The organism is Pseudomonas sp. TWR1-1-3 (genome assembly GCF_049896805.1).
GTDB lineage: Bacteria > Pseudomonadota > Gammaproteobacteria > Pseudomonadales > Pseudomonadaceae > Aquipseudomonas > Aquipseudomonas bubulae.
Genome location: NZ_JAFCUZ010000008.1, coordinates 42400 through 64032 on the forward strand (window position 1 = coordinate 42400; position 21633 = coordinate 64032).

A 21633-nucleotide genomic window follows, 5' to 3' on the forward strand; every position below is an offset into this window, starting at 1 on the left:
CGCCGTGGCGAATTCGAAAGAATGGGCGACCTTAGCGGGTTTGCCGGGGAAGTAAAATGCTGGCTTGCCAATCTCATCCGCTCCAGGGCAATTGAGACCTCAGGGCGCACAGCACTAGAAACCGGTCAGCCGCTTCCATTCCTGCAAGGCGTCCGGGCCCAGCGGCCTGAACAACGCCGGATCGTGAAAGAGTGCCTGCTGGATCTCAACCAGGTTCATGGTTGCGCTTTGACTCATAAACGGCACCAGTTGCCCGTGCCACAGGGCTCCGTCCGGGGTGAAATAGCCGCTTTTGTAGGGCCGTCCGGGATAAATCTGCGAGTAGATTTTTTCCGCGAAATAATCCACCACACTTTCGTCATAATTGACCCCCTCCCCGGAAATGACCTGCAAACCGGCTCTGCGATGAGAGGCCGCATGGACATACTCATGCACTACCGTGGAGCGCACCTTGTCGGAGTCCACCAGACCGTTTACCACATAATCCGGATGATCCGTGGCGATATGGATCTTGCCTTGCGGGGAGGTCCAGGCGACAGGGCTGGCTTTCGTAGAGGCCGCGTCGTAGGGGATATCCATCCTGACCGCCAAATCACTGGCCGTTGTCGAAATGACTTCAACGCCCTCCAGTTCAACATTGAACCGGGTGCGGATTTCCTGCTCAATTCGCTTGAAGTCGATGCCGCTCTCAACCTGCCAGGGGGTACTCGCCGGCAGCTTGTTCAGGTTGCGGTAAAGCTGCGGCCCGTCCGGCTCCGGGGTGAACAGGATCTCGGGGGCGGTCTCCCATTTCGATCTTGGCTTGGGTTGCAGAGTAATCTGCGGGGCCAGGTCCCAGACACCTGAGGTATGGCCCTGAGCTGGCCTATACGCAACAAAGGGGCCAGCCTGTTCACCATCCGTATGCAACTGCCAGAATCTGTTTCTGACCCGCACCACCTCATAAGCCTCGGGCGGATCTCCAACCGCGATATAGGATCTATTGTCGAAGGTATGGACACCTGTTGTCGTATCGGGCTGCCGCCCTTTCAATGAAACGTCGCTGCGCCGGAATGTGGTCATGTCCCCCAATGAGGCCAGCCCGTTATCGTCCTGCAGTCTCCAGGTATGCAAACTGGCGGTCTCTGGCACTTCATCTCCCCCGCCCTTGATCCCTCTTCTTTTCCATTGCCCCGCAGCACCCGCTTCAGGCTTGGCAATTACCCCGCTGCTGAGCAGTTGCGAGGGATTGTCAGGACTTCTGACTCGCAGCAAGTAATAACCATCGGGAAGATCAGGGCTGGCAGAAACAAAGAATTTTTGCTGGCCGAAATGTACTGACCGGGCGCCTGAGGCCAAGCGCGGCCCATAGGGAAGACTGGATACAGGATCAATCAGGCGGTAATCACTGGTCGTGACGCTGCCCGTGTTGCGAACCTGCACGTTTTTAACATCACTGACCGTACGCAGCTCATCGCCCTGAGCCACAGGCTTCCAGGCCCCGGGATCCGCGACCGTTACCAGCCCCTGTTTAATGTCGTAACGCGCCACGCTTGAAAGGCTGGTCACTTGCCTGAAGTGCCCGAGACCTTTCTCAGCCAGACAAGCACCACCCTCAAGCAGTTTGGCACCGCTCCACTTGAGCAAACGGGGCAAGCCATCCAGGGGGTTCAGCTCCTGAGCCAGAGACACCAGCAGGGTTCTGGCGAGCTTGCCCATCCGGGGCAACACGGCCTTGAAACCGATCTTTCCAGCCAGGTTGATCACCCGCACTGCCCCTCCGGCAAATCTTACGACGGGGACCAAAAACAGCAGGTCCAGGAGCATCCCGAATGCCCCCGAAGCTCTGCGTTTCTGATCATCCGAAAGCAGATCCTCGATGCCCCCCCAGAAAGGCGTAATCGCCTTTAGCAATGACAGGGCAGGATGTGCCTGGTCAAAAGCCGTCACTCCCCGGGCAGCCGCACGAGCTTGCCCCTTGTCGATATAGAGCGGAATCAGCCTGGCAATCTGTTTGCTGCGCAAGGAGTTGAACGTATCGGGCAGATGGCTGCTCGTCTCGTCTCCCGCTGGCACGCTACCAAGCTCCTCAATAATCAGCCTGGATCGGGAGGTCTCATGGGGCATGGGTTTGTGCCCGGTCCGATAGGCATTTTCGTCAATATTCAAAACCGTGCCATGCCGAAAAGTGTGGACCCAGGTGTGAATACCGATTTTCTTTGGAGCGATTACGCCTCCTACCAGCAATGGCTTGAGCCTTGGACTCTCTTGTATGTGCAGCGCCCTTGGGAAAATCTCGTAGAGATCACAGGTTTCTTTTTTGCACACTTCGAGAATAAACCCCTGACGCAACATCAGTGAGTCCGTGATTTCGGGGCTGTCCTCACTGACACTGCCGGTACTTTCAGCTCTGACACGCAATACCCTGACATGGCTGTATTCAATGTCCTGACGCTGCCGCGGGGGCAGGCTGTCCAGTAAAAACCTGACAACCGCCTGTTGTGCTGCCACAAGCGCCGCTTCATAGGCATTGTACTGCCGGTTGAATTCCAGCTCGATATTCACCGGCAACTTCTTGAGCCGTGAGAAGCGCTCGGCACTTGCACGAACCTCCTCGGCACTCGGTATGGTGGCTGATGTGTAGGGCGGAAAATCCAGCTCCATATGCTTGCCGGCAGCGTAAAGCTCAAACAGCGGCATTCTGCCCCTGGCAGCCGTGAACTCGCTGAAATAGGGATTCAGGCCGCGCCGGGCCAGCTCTTTTTTTGCAATTTCAAACCTGTTGGGGGCAGGTTTGAACAGGTCATTGGTTGCTTTGAAAATCGCGTGTTCATACGCATCCAGCGCTTGTACTGCGCGCTGGATCTCCACGCTGGAATAAGCAGCCAGGGGCATTTTAGGTACAACGCCATGCAGGGCCGCCCAGGCCATCAGTGGAGGCAGGCGCAAGGCAAGAATGGCTGAAGACTTCTCGCGGAGCAGAACCTGTTTCTGCTCGTTTGCTTTGGCGGAAAAAACGAGCCCCTGCCCCTGCTTGCCAGGCAACAGGATGACTTCCTGAAATGTCATGCGCAGTGTCGAGCCTGGCTCGATGGCATGCGCCAGTTCGGCACCATGGCGCAAGTTGACCCAACTGGCCGAACCGTAAGTCAGTTCGCCAGGAATATCGCGGACACTGAAATCCGGTGGCATGGCCGTTCGCAACAACCGCGCCAGCAACGCGGCAAACGCCGAGGATGCAGCTTGTCGCGAAGTAAGCAAAAAGGTCTCAAAATCGCTGCGGATCCACGCATAGGTCCTGCCCCATAGACGATCCGAGTGCAAGTCGTAACCGGCCACTTCACCAGCCTGCGAGTATCGAAGCACAAGAGTTTTCCAGACCAGTTGGGTACATAGCGTCACCGGGCTGGTCTCACCATCGCGTGCGCCATGCCACCCCAGGACCTTGAGCAATTCGCGACCGAGACACTGACCGCATTCTGAAGTCAGCAGCTGTTGCAGCGCGACTGCAGGCCTGGTGTGAGCGAACCGGGCAGGGTCAAAATCAGGCAGGTAATGTGCCAGCAATTCCAGCGGCGGCAGAGCGTTAACACCTTGTGAAGGCTGCCGGGACGATATAAAACCCTTGACGGCATTCAGCAGCTTTCGCTCCTGATCCGCAGTGAGAAGGCAGTCAATCAGGGGCGTGCCCCGCTCCATACCCATACACCGAACTGCATACTGCTCTTCAAGATCGTTCAGTGCCTGCAGCCTGGCAGGAGCCGTAGTCGGGTCAGCCGGAATGACACGGTAGTACTCGAGCATTTCCGGCAGAGTTACGGACTCACCGTAATCAAAAAGATAGGTTTGCCCGTCACCCTGCAGGTAGGTCTCCAGATGCCCGCGCAGTCTGACCGGCAGTGTTTCTGCAAGCGGCAGGCGCTGGTACAGCACCTGTATAGCCTCGCCACGCAAGTCATCCTTGAACAACTGAAACTGGCGAATTACCTCACTGATGGCGCACTGCAGCTCTGAATGCATGACTGGACGCAGCCTGCGCGAAGACGGTACAGCAGACTGCTTGAGCATTTCGGACATAGCCTGCAAGTCCGCCAAGGTAGCGTCTGCCTGCTGTTTGAACGTGTTTATCGGTTCATCTGGCACCGCCTCGGGTGCTACAGGCAATTGGTACTCGACAGCGATGTACCTCAATGGGCGAACAAGAGCCTGTATGCTTTCACGAAACTCCTGCGCTGCCATTTCGATGCAATTGTCACCCGCACAGATAAAGAAAAGATCTGCTTGGGCAAAAACGTTGAATGCCTCGAGATTGGCAACCATTTCACGTAGCACATCGCCGAGCGGACTGGTACTGACAAGCTGCAAATGCTCTGGATTTATCCTCCCGGCTGACAGATCTGTGACTTTGCTGTCATCGCGGTAACCCTTGAGATTCAGACTGTCCATATCGAATGGTGAAACCAGCGGCTGGATCAGGGGGAATACCTGCACCAACCCGTCATTCAGGGCGGTGTTCCTGAACGCTTGCGCGGTGTGCTTTCCCTGTCGGGCTGACTCGCACACCTGCAGCACATGCCCGACACGAAACCTGGCCCTGAGATCAATTGCCTGCTCCAGATAAAGGGGCTCCACCGAGCCAGAACGGATCAGGTGTGTACAACTGTCCTGCTGCCAGCTCAGCAATGTTGTCAGGCAGTGGGCAAAGGCATCGCCGCCGGGTACACCCGGATAGTCCACAAGCGCACGTGGACGATGGGCAAAAACAGCGTCCCGGTGGCCCAACGCAACCCCGGCTCGCAACCAGGGATGGTTTTGTGGTTGATCCAGCCAGAGCGTCATGCAGTCACTGAACTCACTGCCCGAGGAAAACTCGATCAGTCCCTGACCTGCAATCAACAGGATGACACCCGCAGGACTGTAGATGGGCAGATCCCGCGGACTGCTGGTAAGAACCAGACATCCGGCAACCCGGGCCTCGATTCCAGGCACCCGCAGAAACAGCTCATACACGCCGGGGCTGTGCAGATCCATCGCATCGCGCACGCCGCCGGTTATCCCCTTGATCATGGCCGCCCCTTCAGCCGTCAAGGTACCGTCGCGCAAGCGCAGATTGGCTTCAGCGGCCCTTTGTCTGGCCATTCTGTGTGCCAGCCAGGCCTTGAGAGGCTCGTTCATCGGCAGGTCACGGGCATAGCGATTATCGGCGTCCTGCAGAAGTTTAAGCAGAACCCCAGGCTTCTCCAGACCGGAGTGACTGCGATAAAAATGGCCCGCACTGGCCGCAGGGTATGTCCAGGCAGTCATTTGGCCGTCCGTGCTCATGCCGTCCGGATGCGCAGCCAACTCGCCGCTCTCCCTGTAGGCCGCGAACAGCTGGACAATGCTGCGGCTCTCCCATTCATGGCCGGATACCCCCAGGACGCCGAAGACAAGTCGCTGCGGATCGACACCTGCCAGCTCATGGGGCGAGGCAACAGCCATTGCCGACTTGAGCCCGTCCAGCGGTGTACCGCTATAAAAAGCCGCTACCTGTTGCTGGTAGTTCAAGCAGGCCCGGACACCTGCATCCTGCAACATGGCCACGAGCTCACTGCCGGTAGTGTCGCCGCCAACAATGCGCGCCCCCAGATCCCCATAGACTCCCGCCTTGTCGAAGATACCGACCAACCCCTGAAAAACCGGCAGCTCACGGCTCGCCAGATATCGACTCAGTTCCTCACCCAGAGTCCGGGAAGTGGCGGGACTGGCAACCTGCTCGGTCTGATCCTGATTCCACACAAGCCGATAATCAGTGACATGCATTGCATCCAGGTCAAATGCTTGTGACACAAACGCAAAGCGCCGGTGCAACGTTGTGCGAAACGAATCTCTGGCGGCCGCAAGAAAAGTGGGCTGTCGGGATAGGTGGCCGGCAATGGCCAGCGCTTCTCTTTGGAGTTGCGCCTCTGGGCGGGACGAAAGCATGGACATGGCACACAGCCCTTAATCAGTGATGTTTTGCCATCCGATAAGAATCCCGGGCAAAACAATTAAAGGGCAAAGCTAACAGAGCATGGACCTGTAAAAAGATAGATACATAGCGCACTTGAAAGGCGTGAACATGCTTGTACGCAACAAATGCTCCAGACAAAAAAAGCCCGATCCAGCGCAAAGGCTGATCGGGTACGGGCACTCAATAAAGTGCAAAGGGAGGTTCGATGCGCGAACCGCATGCTTGAAGGAGCAATGAAACAATTAAGCCATCGGGCGATTATCTGTCGATTAACAGACTACGCGATGGCAGACAACCTGGCCTTGGCCTGATTCAAACCTTTCTCCTGGAAGTCACCGCCCAGGTTCATCCCTTCGGCATGGATAAAGGTCACATCGTGAATGCCGACAAAGGCCATGACCTGACGCAGATAAGGTTCCTGATGGTCCGAGGTGCTACCCGCATATAGCCCGCCGCGAGCCGTCAACACGTATGCTTTCTTGCCGGTCAAAAGCCCCTGTGGACCGGTTTCGGTGTACTTGAAGGTCACCCCGGCGCGCAATACGTGGTCCAGCCAGGCTTTGAGCGTGCTCGGTATCGCAAAGTTGTACATGGGCGCCGCCAGCACCAGTACATCAGCGGCCAGCAACTCGTCGGTCAACTCATCGGAGCGCTTGAGGGAGGCGTGCTCGTCTGCACTGCGTTGTGCTTCGGGCTTCATCCAGCCACCCAACAGGTTGGCATCAAGGTGCGGTACCGGGTGCAGGGCAAGGTCGCGAACGGTGACCTGATCGGTCGGATGGGCTGCTTGCCACTGGCTGATGAACTGCTGGGTCAACTGACGGGAAAACGAGCCTTGCTGGCGGGCGCTACTTTCAATGATCAGAACATTGGACATGGCGGACAAGCTCCATCTGTAAATGCTGTAAGAATGGAGCCAAGATTAGGGGTCATTGATTCGATAAAAAAGCGCAATTACCTGCTACAACCTATCTATAAATCTGTTTGTTTAACGGTATCCTGTAACCAGTCCAAAATCAGAGGAATTCATTGTGAAAGCGCCCCGCGTGACCCTTGATCAATGGCGCACCTTGCAGGCTGTGGTCGACCACGGAGGCTTCGCCCAAGCCGCTGAAGTTCTCCACCGCTCACAGTCGTCTGTCAGCTATACCGTGGCCCGCATGCAGGACCAGCTCGGCGTGCCGCTGCTGCGCATCGACGGACGCAAGGCGGTGCTGACAGAAGCCGGTGGCGTGTTGCTGCGTCGCTCCCGGCAACTGGTCAAGCAGGCCAGCCAGCTCGAAGACCTTGCCCATCATATGGAGCAAGGCTGGGAAGCCGAGGTGCGCCTGGTCGTCGACGCAGCCTACCCCAATGCCCGGTTGGTGCGCGCCCTGACCGCCTTTATGCCGCAAAGCCGGGGCTGTCGCGTACGTCTGCGTGAAGAGGTCCTGTCCGGCGTCGAGGAAGTGCTGCTCGAAGGCGTGGCTGACCTGGCCATCAGCAGCTTCAATATTCCCGGCTACCTGGGTACCGAGTTGAGCACCGTGGAGTTTGTCGCCGTGGCCCACCCCGACCACCCGTTGCATCGCCTGCAACGCGAGTTGCATTTCCAGGACCTCGAAAGCCAGTTACAAGTGGTGATTCGTGACTCCGGGCGCCAGCAACCACGCGACGTGGGCTGGCTGGGCTCCGAGCAGCGCTGGACCGTCGGCAGCCTGGCCACGGCGGCTGCCTTTGTGGGCAGCGGGCTGGGGTTTGCCTGGTTGCCACGGCACATGATCGAGCGCGAGCTCAAGGAAGGTCTCCTCAAGCCGTTGCCGCTCAACCAGGGCGGCAATCGTCACCCGGTGTTTTTCCTGTACGCCAACAAGGACAAACCCCTGGGCCCGGCAACTCAAATCCTTGTCGAATTGTTGCGAACTTTCGACACGGCACCGCTCGAGGCACCTTTCGCCGCACCGCAGCAAGCGTGATGAGCAGTGGGCAGGAACCTGATTCGAGAATATCCTGTCCAACACCCGCCGCCCGTGAACATCTGCCATTGCAAGATGTGGCACGGGCACTGGTTCAATGCCCCCCAGCTTCACTGACGGTGCGGCATAGAACGGTCACCCAACTTTTCAGGATCACTGAACCATGCTTAAAAAAATTGCTCTTGCCGCTGGCGCCCTGCTGTTCGCTGCCAACCTTATGGCGGCTGAAACTGCCAAAGCGCCTCACGTGGTACTGGATACCAGCTTTGGCAAGATCGAAATCGAACTGGACCCGGTCAAGGCTCCGATCAGCACTGACAACTTCCTCAAGTATGTCGACAGCGGCTTTTACAACAACACCATTTTTCACCGCGTGATCCCGGGTTTCATGGTGCAAGGTGGTGGTTTTACGTCGCAGATGGTGCAAAAACAGACCCGCGACCCGATCAAGAACGAAGCCAGCAACGGCTTGCATAACGTTCGCGGGACCCTGTCGATGGCACGCACGTCGAACCCGAACTCGGCCACCAGTCAATTCTTCATCAACGTGGCAGACAATGCGTTTCTGGACCCGGGCCGTGATGCCGGTTACGCCGTTTTTGCCAAGGTGGTAAATGGCATGGACGTTGTTGACCAGATCGTCAACTCGCAAACCACCACCAAACAAGGCATGCAAAATGTGCCCATCGATCCGGTACTGATCAAGTCGGCCAAGCGTATCGACTGACAGGCGCTATCACGCAGGAAGCGCTGACTGGAAACAATACACGGTCGCTGCTGCCGCAGACGGCTATGCTGCCTTCGCCTGCAGCGACCGTGTTTTGCTCTGCCGGTCACACCACTATAAGGAGAGCCCGCGCTGCGGGCGTCAGTGCCAATGCTCTATCGTCGCTTCGAACAACTGATCGATATTTTTCGCGAAGCCCCCACTCCGGCTCCGCCCAGCACTGTCTGGGCATTTTATCTCTACTACCTGCGCCAGGTCTGGCCCGTGTTTGCCGCCTTGCTGGTGGTCGGGCTGATCGCGGCACTGATCGAAGTATCGCTTTTCAGCTACTTGAGCACGCTGATCGACCTGACCCAGGGCACGCCCAATACTGACTTTTTCAAGGTCCACAGCGGTGAGCTGATCTGGATGGCCGTGGTCGCACTGATCATCCGCCCGGTGTTCTTCGGCCTGCATGACCTGCTGGTGCACCAGACCCTGAGCCCCAGCATGACCAGCATGATCCGCTGGCAAAACCACAGTTATGTGCTCAAGCAAAGCCTCAACTTTTTCCAGAACGATTTTGCCGGGCGCATCGCCCAGCGCATCATGCAAACCGGCAACTCCCTGCGTGATTCGGCGGTACAGGCCGTCGATGCGCTGTGGCACGTCCTGATCTATGCCATCAGCTCGCTGGTGCTGTTTGCCGAAGCCGACTGGCGCCTGATGATCCCCCTGCTGACCTGGATCCTGTGCTATGTCGGGGCCTTGTATTACTTCGTACCACGGGTCAAGGAACGCTCGGTGGTATCTTCTGATGCACGCTCCAAACTGATGGGCCGCATCGTCGACGGCTATACCAACATCACCACCCTCAAATTGTTCGCCCACACAAACTTTGAGCAGCAGTACGCGCGCGAAGCCATTATCGAGCAAACCGAAAAAACCCGACTGGCCAGTCGCGTGGTCACCAGCATGGACGTGGCAATCACCAGCCTGAATGGCCTGCTGATCGTCAGCACCAGCGGGCTGGCGCTGTGGCTGTGGAGCCAGTCGCTGATCAGCGTCGGCGCAATTGCCCTGGCCACCGGCCTGGTGATTCGTATCGTCAACATGTCCGGCTGGATCATGTGGGTGGTCAACGGCATTTTTGAAAATATCGGCATGGTTCAGGACGGCCTGGAGACCATCGCCCAACCTGTCGCCGTGACTGACCGCGACCAGGCTCCACGCTTGATCGTCAACCGTGGCGAAGTGCGTTTTGAACACGTTGACTTCCACTACGGCAAGCGCAGCGGGATCATCAGCGACCTCAACCTGGTAATTAAACCCGGTGAAAAAATCGGCCTGATCGGCCCTTCCGGTGCCGGCAAGTCAACCCTGGTGAACCTGTTGTTGCGCTTGTATGACCTGCAAGGCGGTCGCATCCTGATCGACGATCAAAACATCGCCGAAGTGACGCAGGAAAGCTTGCGCGAACAGATCGGAATGATTACCCAGGACACCTCGCTGCTGCATCGTTCGATCCGCGACAATTTGCTGTACGGCAAGCCGGACGCCACCGACGAGGAGCTGTGGGAAGCCGTGCGCAAAGCCCGGGCCGATGAGTTTATCCCGCTGCTATCCGATGCCCAGGGCCGCACCGGTTTTGACGCTCATGTGGGCGAGCGCGGCGTCAAGCTGTCCGGCGGCCAGCGCCAGCGTATCGCCATTGCCCGCGTGCTGCTCAAGAACGCTCCGATCCTGATCATGGACGAGGCCACCTCGGCACTGGACTCCGAAGTCGAAGCCGCGATCCAGGAAAGCCTGGAAACCCTGATGCAAGGCAAAACCGTGATTGCCATCGCCCACCGCCTCTCCACCATTGCACGGATGGACCGTCTGGTGGTTCTGGAAAACGGCCGTATCGCTGAATCCGGAACCCACAGCGAGCTGCTCGCCAAAGGTGGCTTGTACTCGCGTTTGTGGCAACACCAGACCGGTGGTTTTGTCGGCATCGACTGAACCAAAAAAGCGCTAGCTGCAAAGCGCGTGGAGCACAACGCCAGCCCCCGATTTCAAAGGGGGCTGGCGTTTTTTATGGCACTGGAAAAAAAATCGGCGAGTGCTGTAATTAGTAAAGGATTCGGGAGAATCCTGTAGTAAATCGCAGGAGGCAACGCCGCTTCAATTGCTCGATGGATTTATCCATCCGGGATCTCCTCCATGACCTTGTTCAAACGTTCCGTCACTGAGTTGCTGGGTACTTTCTGGTTGGTATTGGGCGGTTGCGGCAGTGCTGTGCTCGCAGCCGCGTTTCCTGATGTCGGCATCGGCCTGCTGGGGGTGGCTCTGGCATTTGGCTTGACCGTGGTGACCATGGCCTTTGCCATCGGCCATATAAGTGGCTGCCATCTCAACCCGGCCGTGTCGTTCGGCTTGTGGGTTGGTGGACGCTTTCCTGCAAAAGAACTGCCTGCCTACATCATTGCCCAGATCCTCGGCGGTGTGATTGCTGCCGGGCTCCTGTACATGATTGCCAGTGGCAAACCCGGCTTTGATCTGGCTGCCAGCGGGCTCGCAGCCAATGGCTATGGCGACCACTCACCCGGGGGCTACTCCATGGTGTCGGGGCTCATCTGTGAAATCACCATGACCGCCATGTTTATCCTGATCATCATGGGCGCCACTGACAAACGGGTATCCGCGGGGCACGCCCCTCTGGCCATCGGCCTGGCGCTGACGCTGATCCACCTGATTTCGATCCCGGTGACCAACACGTCGGTCAACCCGGCACGCAGCACAGGCCCGGCGCTGATCGTGGGCGGCTGGGCGCTTCAGCAGTTATGGATGTTCTGGTTGGCGCCAATGCTCGGTGCGGCCATTGGCGCACTGGTCTATCGCTGGCTGGGCAAGGAAGGCAGCTAAACGGCCGGACGCGAGGGTCAGGCCTGCCGATATGGCAGCGCCGACCTCGCCTCTTCGGCATACGCCAGCACACCGACCCGCTCACGCTGCAAAAAGTCACTTACGGCCGCCTTCAAGCCCTGATGGCGCAGGTAATGCCATGAGTGTGTGATCACCGGTTCAAAGCCGCGAATCAGCTTGTGCTCGCCCTGAGCACCAGCATCAAAACGCCTGATACCGTGGGCGATAGCGTAATCCATGCCCTGGTAGAAACACGTCTCGAAATGCAGGCGGTCAAACTCGCCAAGACATCCCCAGTAGCGACCATAGAGACTGTCGCCGCCGATCAGGCTGAACGCCATCGCAACCGGGGTCGAACCCTGTTTGGCCAACACCACGCGAATCGATTCGGGCATGCGTTCGGCCAGCAGGCTGAAAAAATCCCGGGTCAGATACGGCGTTTGCCGTCGCACAGCATAGGTGTTGGCGTAGCAGGCGTAGACAAAATCCCATTGCGCTTCACTCACCTGCTGGCCGTCCAGCCACTCAAACTCAAACCCCTGCCCTGCCACTTGCTCACGCTCTTTGCGCATCTGTTTGCGCTTGCGTGAGCTCAGGGCATCGAGAAAATCCTGAAAGTCCCGGTACCCGCGGTTCTGCCAGTGAAACTGACAACCCAGCCGTTGCATCCAGCCGGGTTGTTGCGCCAGCGCCGTATCGGCCAGCAGGTCGGTGAAATTGATATGGGCGCTGGACAGCCCTTCGATCTGCAGATAACCGGGCAAGGCCGCCAGCAGCTCAAGCCCGTCCTCGGCACGGGCGGCCAACAACCGGGGGCCGCTGACCGGACTGAACGGGACTGCCGCAAGCAGCTTGGGGTAGTACTCGATACCTGCCCGCTCACAGGCTTGCGCCCACTCGTGATCGAACACGTACTCACCGTAGGAATGCCATTTTCGATAACTGGGCAACGCCGCCTGCAACTGCCCATTTTCATAATGCAGTAAATGCTCGGGCTGCCAGCCTGAATGCGGGCCCAGGCTGGCACTGTCTTCCAGGGTACTGAGAAAGGCATGGCGCAAAAAAGGCTGGGCCACCGGCACCAGCGCATCCCATTCATGGGCGGGGATGGTGGACAGGCTGTCGAGTCGTTGAAGCGGCATTAATAGTCCTCAAGGCGCGGCGTAGACGCGATGGTATCACCCAACCACTGAATCGCTTCACTGTCACAGACTTGCTATCAGTCTGCCACTTTTCTGTCATATCCACCCGCGATACTGACGCCGCTTCTTAGAACACGGGGTTATGAGCGACCTGTTTGCCAACACGCTCATGACACGCCAAGCCTCGTTAACGTGAGCCCGTAAAGGGCCGATTTTTCTTGGGGTGGCTAGGGCCATCTCAGCACTGGGAGATTCATAATGCGTCTTGTATCTACACGGGTTGCTGCGGGACTGTGTGGTGGCCTGGTATTGGCCATGAGCGTTCCGGCCAGCGCTGCGGTCGATGCCAAACTGCTCGAAATGCTAAAAGCCAACGGCTCTATTTCGCCTGCACAGTACTCCGAGCTGCAAACTGAACTCGCCAGTGAGAATCAAGCCAAGCAAGAAGCTGCCGCCGATCAGGTGAAAAAATCCGATCTCAGTGCCTTCGAACAGAAAGTCGCCTGGGCCGCCAAAACCGAACTCAAGGGGGATGTACGGGTTCGTCAGGAAACCGTCAAGATCGACGGCGAATCCGATGGCAAGAACAAGGACCGCCAACGTATTCGTGCCCGCCTGGGCGCCTATACCGAAATCAACCCGCAGGTGAATACCGGTATCCGTATCGCCACTGGCGGCGGTGACGATGCACGTTCCACCAACCAGGATCTGGACAACTACTTCGACAAGAAGCAACTGTGGCTGGACATGGCGTTCATCGACTACCACCCGACCGCCGTCAAGGACCTGCACCTGATTGCCGGCAAGATGCCACAGCCGTGGGTCAATATGGGCGATGTAATCTGGGATAGCGATATCAACCCGGAAGGTCTGGCCGCCACTTACAAACACAACCTGGGCAACAGCGGCGTCGAAATGTTTGGTAGCGCCGGTTACTACACCCTCAAGGACAACGTTGACGGCGAAGGCGTGCAATTCAAGCACGACCTGAGCCTGTACGCCGGCCAGCTGGGTGCTCGCTTCGCCCCTACCGACAGCCTGAAAGTGACCTTGGGCGGCAGCGTTTACAGCTACAACAACGACAAGGACAGCAAGTGCCCGACCACCGGGACCAAGACCACCCCATGTGCACTCGGCGTCAACGGTAACAGCACTGACGAGTTCCGCCTGTACGAAGGCTTCGGCCAGGTCGATATCGCCAACCTGCCCGTGCCGCTGTCGCTGTACGGCCAATACGTGCATAACGCTGCCACCGACAGCGATCAGGATGATGCCTGGTTGGTGGGTTTCAAATCCAAGCTCAACGCCTTCAGCCTGGACTACAACTACCGCGATATTCAGCGTAACGCCGTGGTCGGCGCTTTCACCGATTCTGACTTCGCCAACGGTACTACCGGTTCCCGCGGTCACAAGTTCAAAGTGGGTTATGAAATCGACAAGAACTTCGGTGTCGGCGTGACCTACTTCCTGACCAAGGCCGACTACGCGACCTCCACCCAGAAAGATGCCAAGGCCAACACCTTGCAGCTGGACCTGGAAGCCAAGTTCTAAAAGAAAGGTTTACTCAATAGACAAAACGCTGAAGTCATTCAGCGTTTTGTGCCGTAAAAGCAGAGCGAGGATGCCGTCGGCCCCCATCACATCCACCGACAGTGTTCTCGTTCATGCCCCGCCATCAGCGCGACTGCTCGCGCATCATTCGCTCAACCGTCTGCTCCAGATCCTCCGGTGGCGGTTCGGGAAGTTTTTGCAACGTGCCCCTCAACAAACGCATTTGCCTGATAAAACGCCTGCAGTTCGGACAGAACAGCAAATGATGGCGTACCAACAACCGCTGACGAAAACTCAGCTGGCCATCCAGATAGTCACTTGAGACCGCTACTTGCTGTTTGCAGGTCAACATTCGCCAGTTTCCTCGAAATGTTCCACGGTCGCGAAGACTTTGAGTCGGGCGCGATGTATCAACACCCGGACATTAGAGAGCGATATCTCAAGAATATTACAAATTTCTTCGAGTTCGAGCCCCTGGCGCTCGCGCAACACCAGCACACTGCTCTGCAACTGCGGCAGACTGAGGAGCGTTTGCTCAAGACATTCGCGCAACTCATCTTCGCTGAGCAATGCGTCAGGGCTGTCCTGATGCCAGGAATAAGGGGCAAGCAACCAGTGGCCATCGCTGGAAAACCGCTCATCGTCGACAGTACCGTGGGGCGAAGGCAAATCGTCGAGCAGCACTTCACGACGATTTTGCTTGTAGCGTTGTTTCGCCGCATTGGCCGTGATGGTCAGCAGCCAGGTTTTCAGGCTCGAACGGCCTTCGAACCCGGACAGGTTGCGCACCACTGACAGCCAGGCGTCCTGAACGATTTCGTCAGCATGGCGATTGCCGACGATCGCATAAGCCACAGCGCGCATGGCACCTTGATAGGTAGTGACCAGCTCGCGGAAGGCCTGTTGCTCGCCGTTAAGCAGACGTTTGAGCAGGTCAGCGTCGTCAACAGTTGCCATGCAGGTCTCCGCAACCGGAAAGTGATTTTTCTGTGTGGGAGCGGGCTTGCTCGCGATAGCATCACCGCAGTTTGCCTGTCAGACCGCGCTGCCTGTATCGCGAGCAAGCCCGCTCCCACCACAAACCAGCTGTGACCTTAGCGTTTACGCAGAATCACGCTGCCAATCGAGTAGCCGGCACCGAACGAGCTGAGCACCGCCAGCGAACCGCTTGGCAAGTCGTCCTGGTACTTGTGGAAGGCAATCACCGAACCGGCCGAACTGGTGTTGGCATAGGTGTCGAGAATCACCGGAGCTTCTTCGACCGAAGCTTCGCGGCCCAACAGCTTGCGCACGATCAGGTGGTTCATGCTCAGGTTGGCCTGATGCAACCAGAAACGTTTGACTTGCGCCACGTCCAGCTGGTTTTCCTGCAGATGCTGGCCGATCAGTTCAGCCACCATCGGGCAGACATCGCGGAAGACCTTGCGCCCTTCTTGTACGAACAGTTTGTCCGGGCTGTCAGCTGGCTCGTCGGATGCACGGTTGAGGAAGCCGAAATTGTTGCGAATATTGTTCGAATACGTAGTCAGCAGTTTAGTGCTGACGATGTCGAACTGGTGTTCGGACGTTGCCAGGTCGGCACGCTCGACCACTATCGCGGTCGCGGCATCGCCAAAGATAAAGTGGCTGTCACGGTCACGGAAGTTCAAGTGGCCGGTGCATACTTCAGGGCTGATAAGCAGTACCGCGCGAGCCTGGCCCAACTGGACGCTGTTGCTGGCGGTCTGGATACCGAACGTTGCGGAAGAACAGGCCACGTTCATGTCAAAACCAAAACCCTGAATGCCCAGTGCATGTTGCACTTCGATGGCAATGGCCGGGTACGGGCGTTGCAGGTTGGAGCAGGCCACGATCACGCCGTCGATGTCAGCGGCGGTTTTACCCGCGCGTTCCAGCGCTTGTTTGGCAGCGCCAACGGCCATTTCGCAGAGTACCGACATTTCGTCGTTGGAGCGCTCCGGCAGATGCGGGCGCATGCGCTGCGGGTCAAGGATGCCGTCCTTGTCCATCACAAAGCGGCTTTTTATGCCCGAAGCCTTTTCGATAAAGGCGGCGCTGGACTCGGCCAGAGGCTGGATTTCACCGGCCTCGATAGCCACGGCGTGGTCCGCGTTGAACTGTTGTACATAGGTATTGAAAGACTGCACCAGCTCTTCGTTGGAGATGCTGTTGGCCGGGGTGTACAGGCCGGTGCCGCTGATGACGACGTTATGCACGATCGTTCCTCTATTCTGTTCAAGCAGAAGATATTGAAATCGTTTCAGGTACGGATAGCCGCGAAGTTTGCCATAAATGCCAGCATTTGGCGTTATTTACGGATCTTGCAGTAATCCCCCGTGGGAGCTGGCCTGCTCTCGATTGCAGCAACACGGTGCAAATGCATGACCGCGTCGCCTGCATCGCGAGCAAGCCCGCTCCCACAGGACTGCAGGATCAAGCCTCCACCAAACTCCACTGCTTACTCAGGCGCTTGTCCGAAATCGGCACCTTGGTCCCCAGTTGCTGGCCGAATAACGACACCCGATATTCTTCCAGCCACCAGCGGTACAACTCAAGTTGCGGATCGCGCTTGCCCTCCTGCGCATGCTTGGTCGCACGCGCCTGGTACTGCGCCCACAAACCACTCAGCTCACCACTCCAGACCCGGTCTTTTTGCACCTGGCCCGGCAGTTTTTCAAGACGCATTTCTATCGCCTTGAGGTAGCGCGGCAACTCTTTAAGCCACAAAGCCGGGGTTTCGCGCACAAAACCCGGGTACACCAGATGGCTCAGTTGCTGCTTTATGTCATTCAACGCCACCGCCTGGGCCAGATCGATCTTGCCCTTGAAGCGTTTTTGCAGACCATGCCACAGTTTGAGGATTTCCAGCGTCAGTCTGGCCAGCTTTTCCGCATGTTCGGTCCAGGCTCCGCGCTTGCGCTCGGCAAGCGATGCCAGCCCCGCGCCATCACGGGGTAATACCTCCTCGCCTTCCAGGATGCAGCTGTCGAGGCTGGCCAGCAGAATGTCCTCCACCAGGCTCTCGACCCGACCCAACTCGCGGTACAAAAGGCCAAGCTCAGTCAACCCTGGCAGCTTGCCACGCAAAAATTTCGCCGGTTCCGCCAGTTGTTGCATCAGCAAACGCTGCAACGCACGGCGATGCTGGAACTCAGCCTCGGCCGGGGTGGAAAAGCGCCCTTCCTTGACCGTATTGCCCTCTTCCACCAGCGCCGGGTAAACCGTCATCGACAGCCCGGCGATCTTCTGCTGGGTTTTCTCCGCCACCGGGGCAAACACCTTGGCCTCGACCGGCTGCTGATTTTTCGCGGTTTGCGGTACGGCCAGTGCTGCCTGACTGGCCTGGGCAAAGCGGGCCGTCAATTCGGCCAGATCACGACCCTCGCCGAGAAACTTGCCGTCGGCGTCGACCACTTCGATATTCATCTTCAGATGATTTTCAACTTGCTGCGCGGCTTGCGCCCAGGCCTCGTCGCTCACCCGAGCGCCGGTCATGCGCAGCAATTCGCGGCCCAGGGTTTGTGGCAATGATCCCTCAGCAAATTCCATGCGCTGCAACGCGGCCTTGACGAAGTCCGGCACCGGCACGAAGTTTTTGCGCAATGCCTTGGGCAAACTGCGCACCAGGGCGATGCATTTGGCTTCTATCATGCCGGGCACCAGCCACTCCATACGTTCCGGCGGCAAAACCGGGAGCAGCGGCGCTGGCACCTTGACCGTCACGCCATCGCGGGGGTGGTTGGGTTCAAAGTGATAGCTGAGCTCCAGGGTCAAATCCCCCAGATGCAACGTGTCAGGGTAATGCATGGCCGTGATTTCGGTGGCTTCGCGGGCCAGCACGTCTTCTTCGCGCATGATCAGCAACTGTGGATCTTTCTGGCTGTTGACCCGATACCAGCTGTCAAATGTCGCGGTCTGATGAATCTCGGCCGGCAGGCGAGCGTCGTAAAACGCGTAGAGGGTTTCTTCATCCGCCAGAATGTCACGGCGCCGGGCCTTGGCCTCCAGTTCGTCGAGTTGTTCAAGCAACTGCGCGTTGGCCGTCAGGCATTTGGCCCGCGACTGAATTTCGCCACGCACCAGCCCTTCACGGATAAACAGCTCGCGGGACAGCACCGGGTCAATCGGCCCGTAATGCACGGCACGGCGACCGACCACGATCAGGCCGAACAGGGTGATCTGCTCATAGGCCACCACCTGCCCGCGCTTCTTCTCCCAATGGGGCTCGAAATAGTTCTTTTTCACCAGATGCCCGGCCAGCGGTTCGATCCAGTCCGGCTCGATCTTGGCCACCATCCGCGCATACAATTTGGTCGTTTCTACCAGCTCGGCAGTCATCAGCCACTGCGGACGCTTTTTACCCAGCCCCGAAGACGGATGGATCCAGAACCGCCGCTGGCGCGCCCCGAGGTAATCTCCGTCCTCGGTTTTTTGCCCGATCTGGCTCAGCAACCCCGACAGCACAGCCTTGTGCAGCTTTGCATAATCGGCCGGTTCCTGATTGACCGTGAGCTGCATATCGCGACAGATCAGGCTCAATTGACGGTGGGAATCACGCCACTCGCGCAACCGCAGGTAGTTGAGGAAGTTCTTGCGACACCAGTTGCGCAGCGGGCTGGCCGTCAGCGCCTGGCGCTGCTCCTCAAAACCGCGCCATACGTTGATCAGACCGGCAAAGTCAGAGTCGACATCTTTCCATTGCGCGTGGGCCTGATCTGCCGCTTGTTGACGTTCCGGCGGACGTTCACGCGGGTCTTGCACCGACATCGCACTGGCGACGATCAATACTTCCTGCAAACTGCCGAGCTTGGCGGCTTCGAGCAACATACGGCCCATGCGCGGGTCCACCGGCAGGCGGGCCAACTGACGGCCCAGCGGTGTGAGCTGATTTTCGCGGTTAACCGCCGACAGTTCTTGCAGCAGATTGAAACCGTCGGTGATTGCCTTGCCGTCCGGCGGCTCAATAAACGGAAACGCGGTGATTTCGCCCAGGCGCAGGTGCAGCATTTGCAGGATGACTGCCGCAAGGTTGGTACGAAGAATCTCCGGATCGGTAAACTCCGGGCGACCGTTAAAATCTTCTTCGGCATACAGGCGCACGCAGATACCCGGCTCGACCCGGCCACAACGGCCCTTGCGCTGGTTGGCGCTGGCCTGGGAAACCGCTTCTATCGGCAGGCGCTGGACCTTGGCCCGGTAGCTGTATCGGCTGATGCGCGCCGTGCCGCTGTCAATCACGTAACGGATGCCCGGCACAGTCAATGACGTTTCCGCTACGTTGGTGGCCAGCACCACACGGCGGCCCGGGTGCGACTGGAAAATCCGCTGCTGTTCGGCAGGCGACAACCGCGCATACAACGGCAGGATCTCGGTGTGCTTGAGTTGCGCCTTGCGCAGCATGTCGGCGGCATCGCGGATTTCCCGCTCGCCTGGTAGAAATACCAGCACATCGCCGGGGCTTTTACGCTCACTGCGCTCGAACGCGGCAATCTCGTCCAGGGTGGCAATAATGGCCTGGTCGACGCTCAGGTCTTCTTCAACGCTGTTGCCCTCTTCGTCCTGCTGGGAGGTCAACGGGCGATACCAGGTCTCGACCGGAAAGGTACGGCCCGACACTTCGACAATGGGCGCGTCATTGAAGTGTTTGGAGAAACGCTCAAGATCGATGGTTGCCGAGGTGATGATGACCTTCAAATCGGGACGACGGGGCAGCAGGATCTTCAGATAACCGAGCAAAAAGTCGATGTTCAGGCTGCGCTCGTGGGCTTCGTCGACGATGATCGTGTCATAGCGTTCGAGATAGCGGTCGTGCTGGGTTTCGGCCAGCAGGATACCGTCGGTCATCAGCTTGATCAGGGTATTGGAATCGCTCTGATCCTCAAACCGCACCTGATAGCCGACCAGCGCACCCAGCGGCGTGCCCAGCTCTTCAGCCACCCGGCTGGCCACACTGCGGGCGGCGATGCGGCGCGGTTGGGTATGGCCGATCAGGCCGTGCTGCCCACGGCCGATTTCAAGGCAGATCTTCGGTAACTGGGTGGTTTTGCCCGAGCCGGTTTCACCGGCCAGGATCAGCACCTGATGCTTGAGCAGCGCGGCCTTGATCTCGTCCCGCTTGGCCGCGATCGGCAGATTTTCGTCATAGCGAACCTGCGGCACACTGGCCGCCCGCGCTGCCACCTGCGCGCACGACGCCTGCACCCGCTCGGCCCAGGCGGCCAGCTTGGCGTCGTCAGGCTTTTTGCGCAGCTCATGCAATTGCCGGCGCAGCTTGTGGCGGTCGGCAATCATGGCTTGATCGAGGTTTTTCAACAGTTGGTCGATAGCAGGCGATTCGTCAGTCATCAGGTGCGCAGAATTCTTCGTAAATGCAGGGGGCGGATTGTCGCAGATTTGGACGCTCATGCACGAATCTGTAGGAATTAGCGCGTTGTCTTGTCCGCTGCATCCCCTACACTGCCCGCCTTGAAACTTGTAAGGAAAATCCCGTGAGACTTGTCGATTTGCTGCGCATGCTGTCGCTGGCAGGCATTTGGGGCGCCAGCTTTCTGTTTATGCGGATCATTGCACCGGTACTCGGGACCATCCCGACAGCTTTTTTCCGGGTTTCCATCGCAGCAACCGGTCTGGTGGTGATTCTGGCGCTGATGCGCGTGCGCTGGGATTTCGGCGGCAAACTCAAGGTAATCCTGATACTGGGGGTTATCAACTCCGGGGTACCGGCCACACTGTATTCGGTGGCGGCCCAGGTGTTGCCTGCCGGTTACTCATCGATTTTCAACGCCACCACACCGTTGATGGGCGTATTGATCGGCGGTCTGTTTTTCAGCGAAAAATTGACCCTGACCAAAATGGCCGGGGTGTTTCTGGGCTTGCTCGGTGTAGGCATTTTGACCCGTGCCGGGCCGGTTGCTTTCAATCTGGACTTGCTGATGGGCGCCCTCGCCTGTCTGCTGGCCACCACCTTTTATGGATTTGCCGGCTTTTTGGCACGCCGCTGGCTGGATCAGCAAGGCGGTCTCGACCCTCGTCTTTCAGCACTGGGCAGTATGCTCGGGGCTACTTTGTTCCTGCTGCCGCTGTTCGGGCTGAGTGTGATCAATCAGCCACCGGTCAGTTGGGGCGGGACGAGTGTCTGGTTATCGTTGCTGGGTCTGGGGCTGGTGTGTACGGCGTTTGCCTATATCCTGTACTTCCGCTTGCTGACCAGCATTGGCCCGGTCAAATCCATGACCGTGACCTTTATGATCCCGCCGTTTGGCGTGCTGTGGGGCGCGCTGTTTCTGGGCGAGCCGCTGTCGATGGCGCACCTGTATGGAGGTCTGCTGATCGCCGTGGCGCTGTGGCTGGTGCTCAAGCCCGGGGCAATGGCAGCGTCCAAATAATCACATGCCGTGGTGG

The 21633-nt window shown here is 58.1% G+C and carries 13 protein-coding genes; 6 read left to right on the plus strand and 7 right to left on the minus strand.

The features are described 5' to 3' along the window. Positions 1-114: 114 nt before the first annotated feature. Positions 115-5949, minus strand: coding sequence for a hypothetical protein (locus ACP7BE_RS22910; protein WP_426107404.1), 5835 nt, complete (start codon positions 5947-5949; stop codon positions 115-117). A 299-nt stretch (positions 5950-6248) separates the two neighbouring features. Then, the gene (locus tag ACP7BE_RS22915; protein WP_095002670.1) at positions 6249-6848 is read right to left on the minus strand and encodes an FMN-dependent NADH-azoreductase; all 600 of its coding nucleotides are present in this window, start codon (positions 6846-6848) and stop codon (positions 6249-6251) included. A 154-nt stretch (positions 6849-7002) separates the two neighbouring features. Here ACP7BE_RS22915 and ACP7BE_RS22920 point away from each other — a divergent pair, with 154 nt between their 5' ends. From ACP7BE_RS22920 to aqpZ, 4 genes are all read left to right on the plus strand, one after another. Next, positions 7003-7926, plus strand: coding sequence for a LysR family transcriptional regulator (locus ACP7BE_RS22920; protein WP_095002671.1), 924 nt, complete (start codon positions 7003-7005; stop codon positions 7924-7926). A 163-nt stretch (positions 7927-8089) separates the two neighbouring features. Further along, positions 8090-8653, plus strand: coding sequence for a peptidylprolyl isomerase (locus tag ACP7BE_RS22925; protein WP_095002672.1), 564 nt, complete (start codon positions 8090-8092; stop codon positions 8651-8653). Between the two features lie 150 nt (positions 8654-8803). Beyond that, positions 8804-10636, plus strand: a complete 1833-nt coding sequence (locus ACP7BE_RS22930) for an ABC transporter ATP-binding protein (protein ID WP_095002673.1) — start codon at positions 8804-8806, stop codon at positions 10634-10636. A gap of 201 nt (positions 10637-10837) precedes the next feature. Beyond that, on the plus strand, positions 10838-11539 hold the full coding sequence (gene aqpZ / locus ACP7BE_RS22935) for an aquaporin Z (protein WP_095002674.1): 702 nt from the start codon (positions 10838-10840) through the stop codon (positions 11537-11539). 17 nt (positions 11540-11556) lie between these two features. Here aqpZ and ACP7BE_RS22940 read toward each other — a convergent pair whose 3' ends face one another. Beyond that, positions 11557-12681 carry a GNAT family N-acetyltransferase gene (locus tag ACP7BE_RS22940; protein WP_095002675.1) on the minus strand — a complete coding sequence of 375 codons (1125 nt, stop codon included), beginning with the start codon at positions 12679-12681 and terminating at the stop codon, positions 11557-11559. Positions 12682-12939: 258 nt separating this feature from the next. On the opposite strand from ACP7BE_RS22940, the gene ACP7BE_RS22945 reads away from it, so the two are divergent. Beyond that, the gene (locus tag ACP7BE_RS22945; protein WP_165446539.1) at positions 12940-14232 is read left to right on the plus strand and encodes a putative porin; all 1293 of its coding nucleotides are present in this window, start codon (positions 12940-12942) and stop codon (positions 14230-14232) included. Between the two features lie 124 nt (positions 14233-14356). Here the strand turns inward: ACP7BE_RS22945 and ACP7BE_RS22950 are convergent, their stop codons facing one another. The 4 genes from ACP7BE_RS22950 to hrpA form a co-directional block, all read right to left on the minus strand. Continuing rightward, positions 14357-14584, minus strand: coding sequence for an anti-sigma factor family protein (locus tag ACP7BE_RS22950; RefSeq protein ID WP_095002677.1), 228 nt, complete (start codon positions 14582-14584; stop codon positions 14357-14359). Continuing rightward, complete coding sequence (locus ACP7BE_RS22955) at positions 14578-15189, minus strand: RNA polymerase sigma factor (RefSeq protein WP_095002678.1); 612 nt, start codon at positions 15187-15189, stop codon at positions 14578-14580. Before ACP7BE_RS22955 ends, ACP7BE_RS22950 begins: the two co-directional genes overlap by 7 nt. Positions 15190-15326: 137 nt before the next feature. Continuing rightward, a complete protein-coding gene (locus tag ACP7BE_RS22960) occupies positions 15327-16448 on the minus strand; it encodes a beta-ketoacyl-ACP synthase III (protein ID WP_095002679.1) in 1122 nt (373 codons plus the stop codon). A gap of 217 nt (positions 16449-16665) precedes the next feature. Beyond that, positions 16666-20577: an ATP-dependent RNA helicase HrpA gene (gene hrpA, locus ACP7BE_RS22965; protein WP_426107409.1), complete on the minus strand. Its 3912-nt coding sequence runs from the start codon at positions 20575-20577 to the stop codon at positions 16666-16668. A gap of 143 nt (positions 20578-20720) precedes the next feature. On the opposite strand from hrpA, the gene ACP7BE_RS22970 reads away from it, so the two are divergent. Further along, positions 20721-21617: a DMT family transporter gene (locus ACP7BE_RS22970; RefSeq protein ID WP_095002680.1), complete on the plus strand. Its 897-nt coding sequence runs from the start codon at positions 20721-20723 to the stop codon at positions 21615-21617. Positions 21618-21633: the final 16 nt, after the last annotated feature.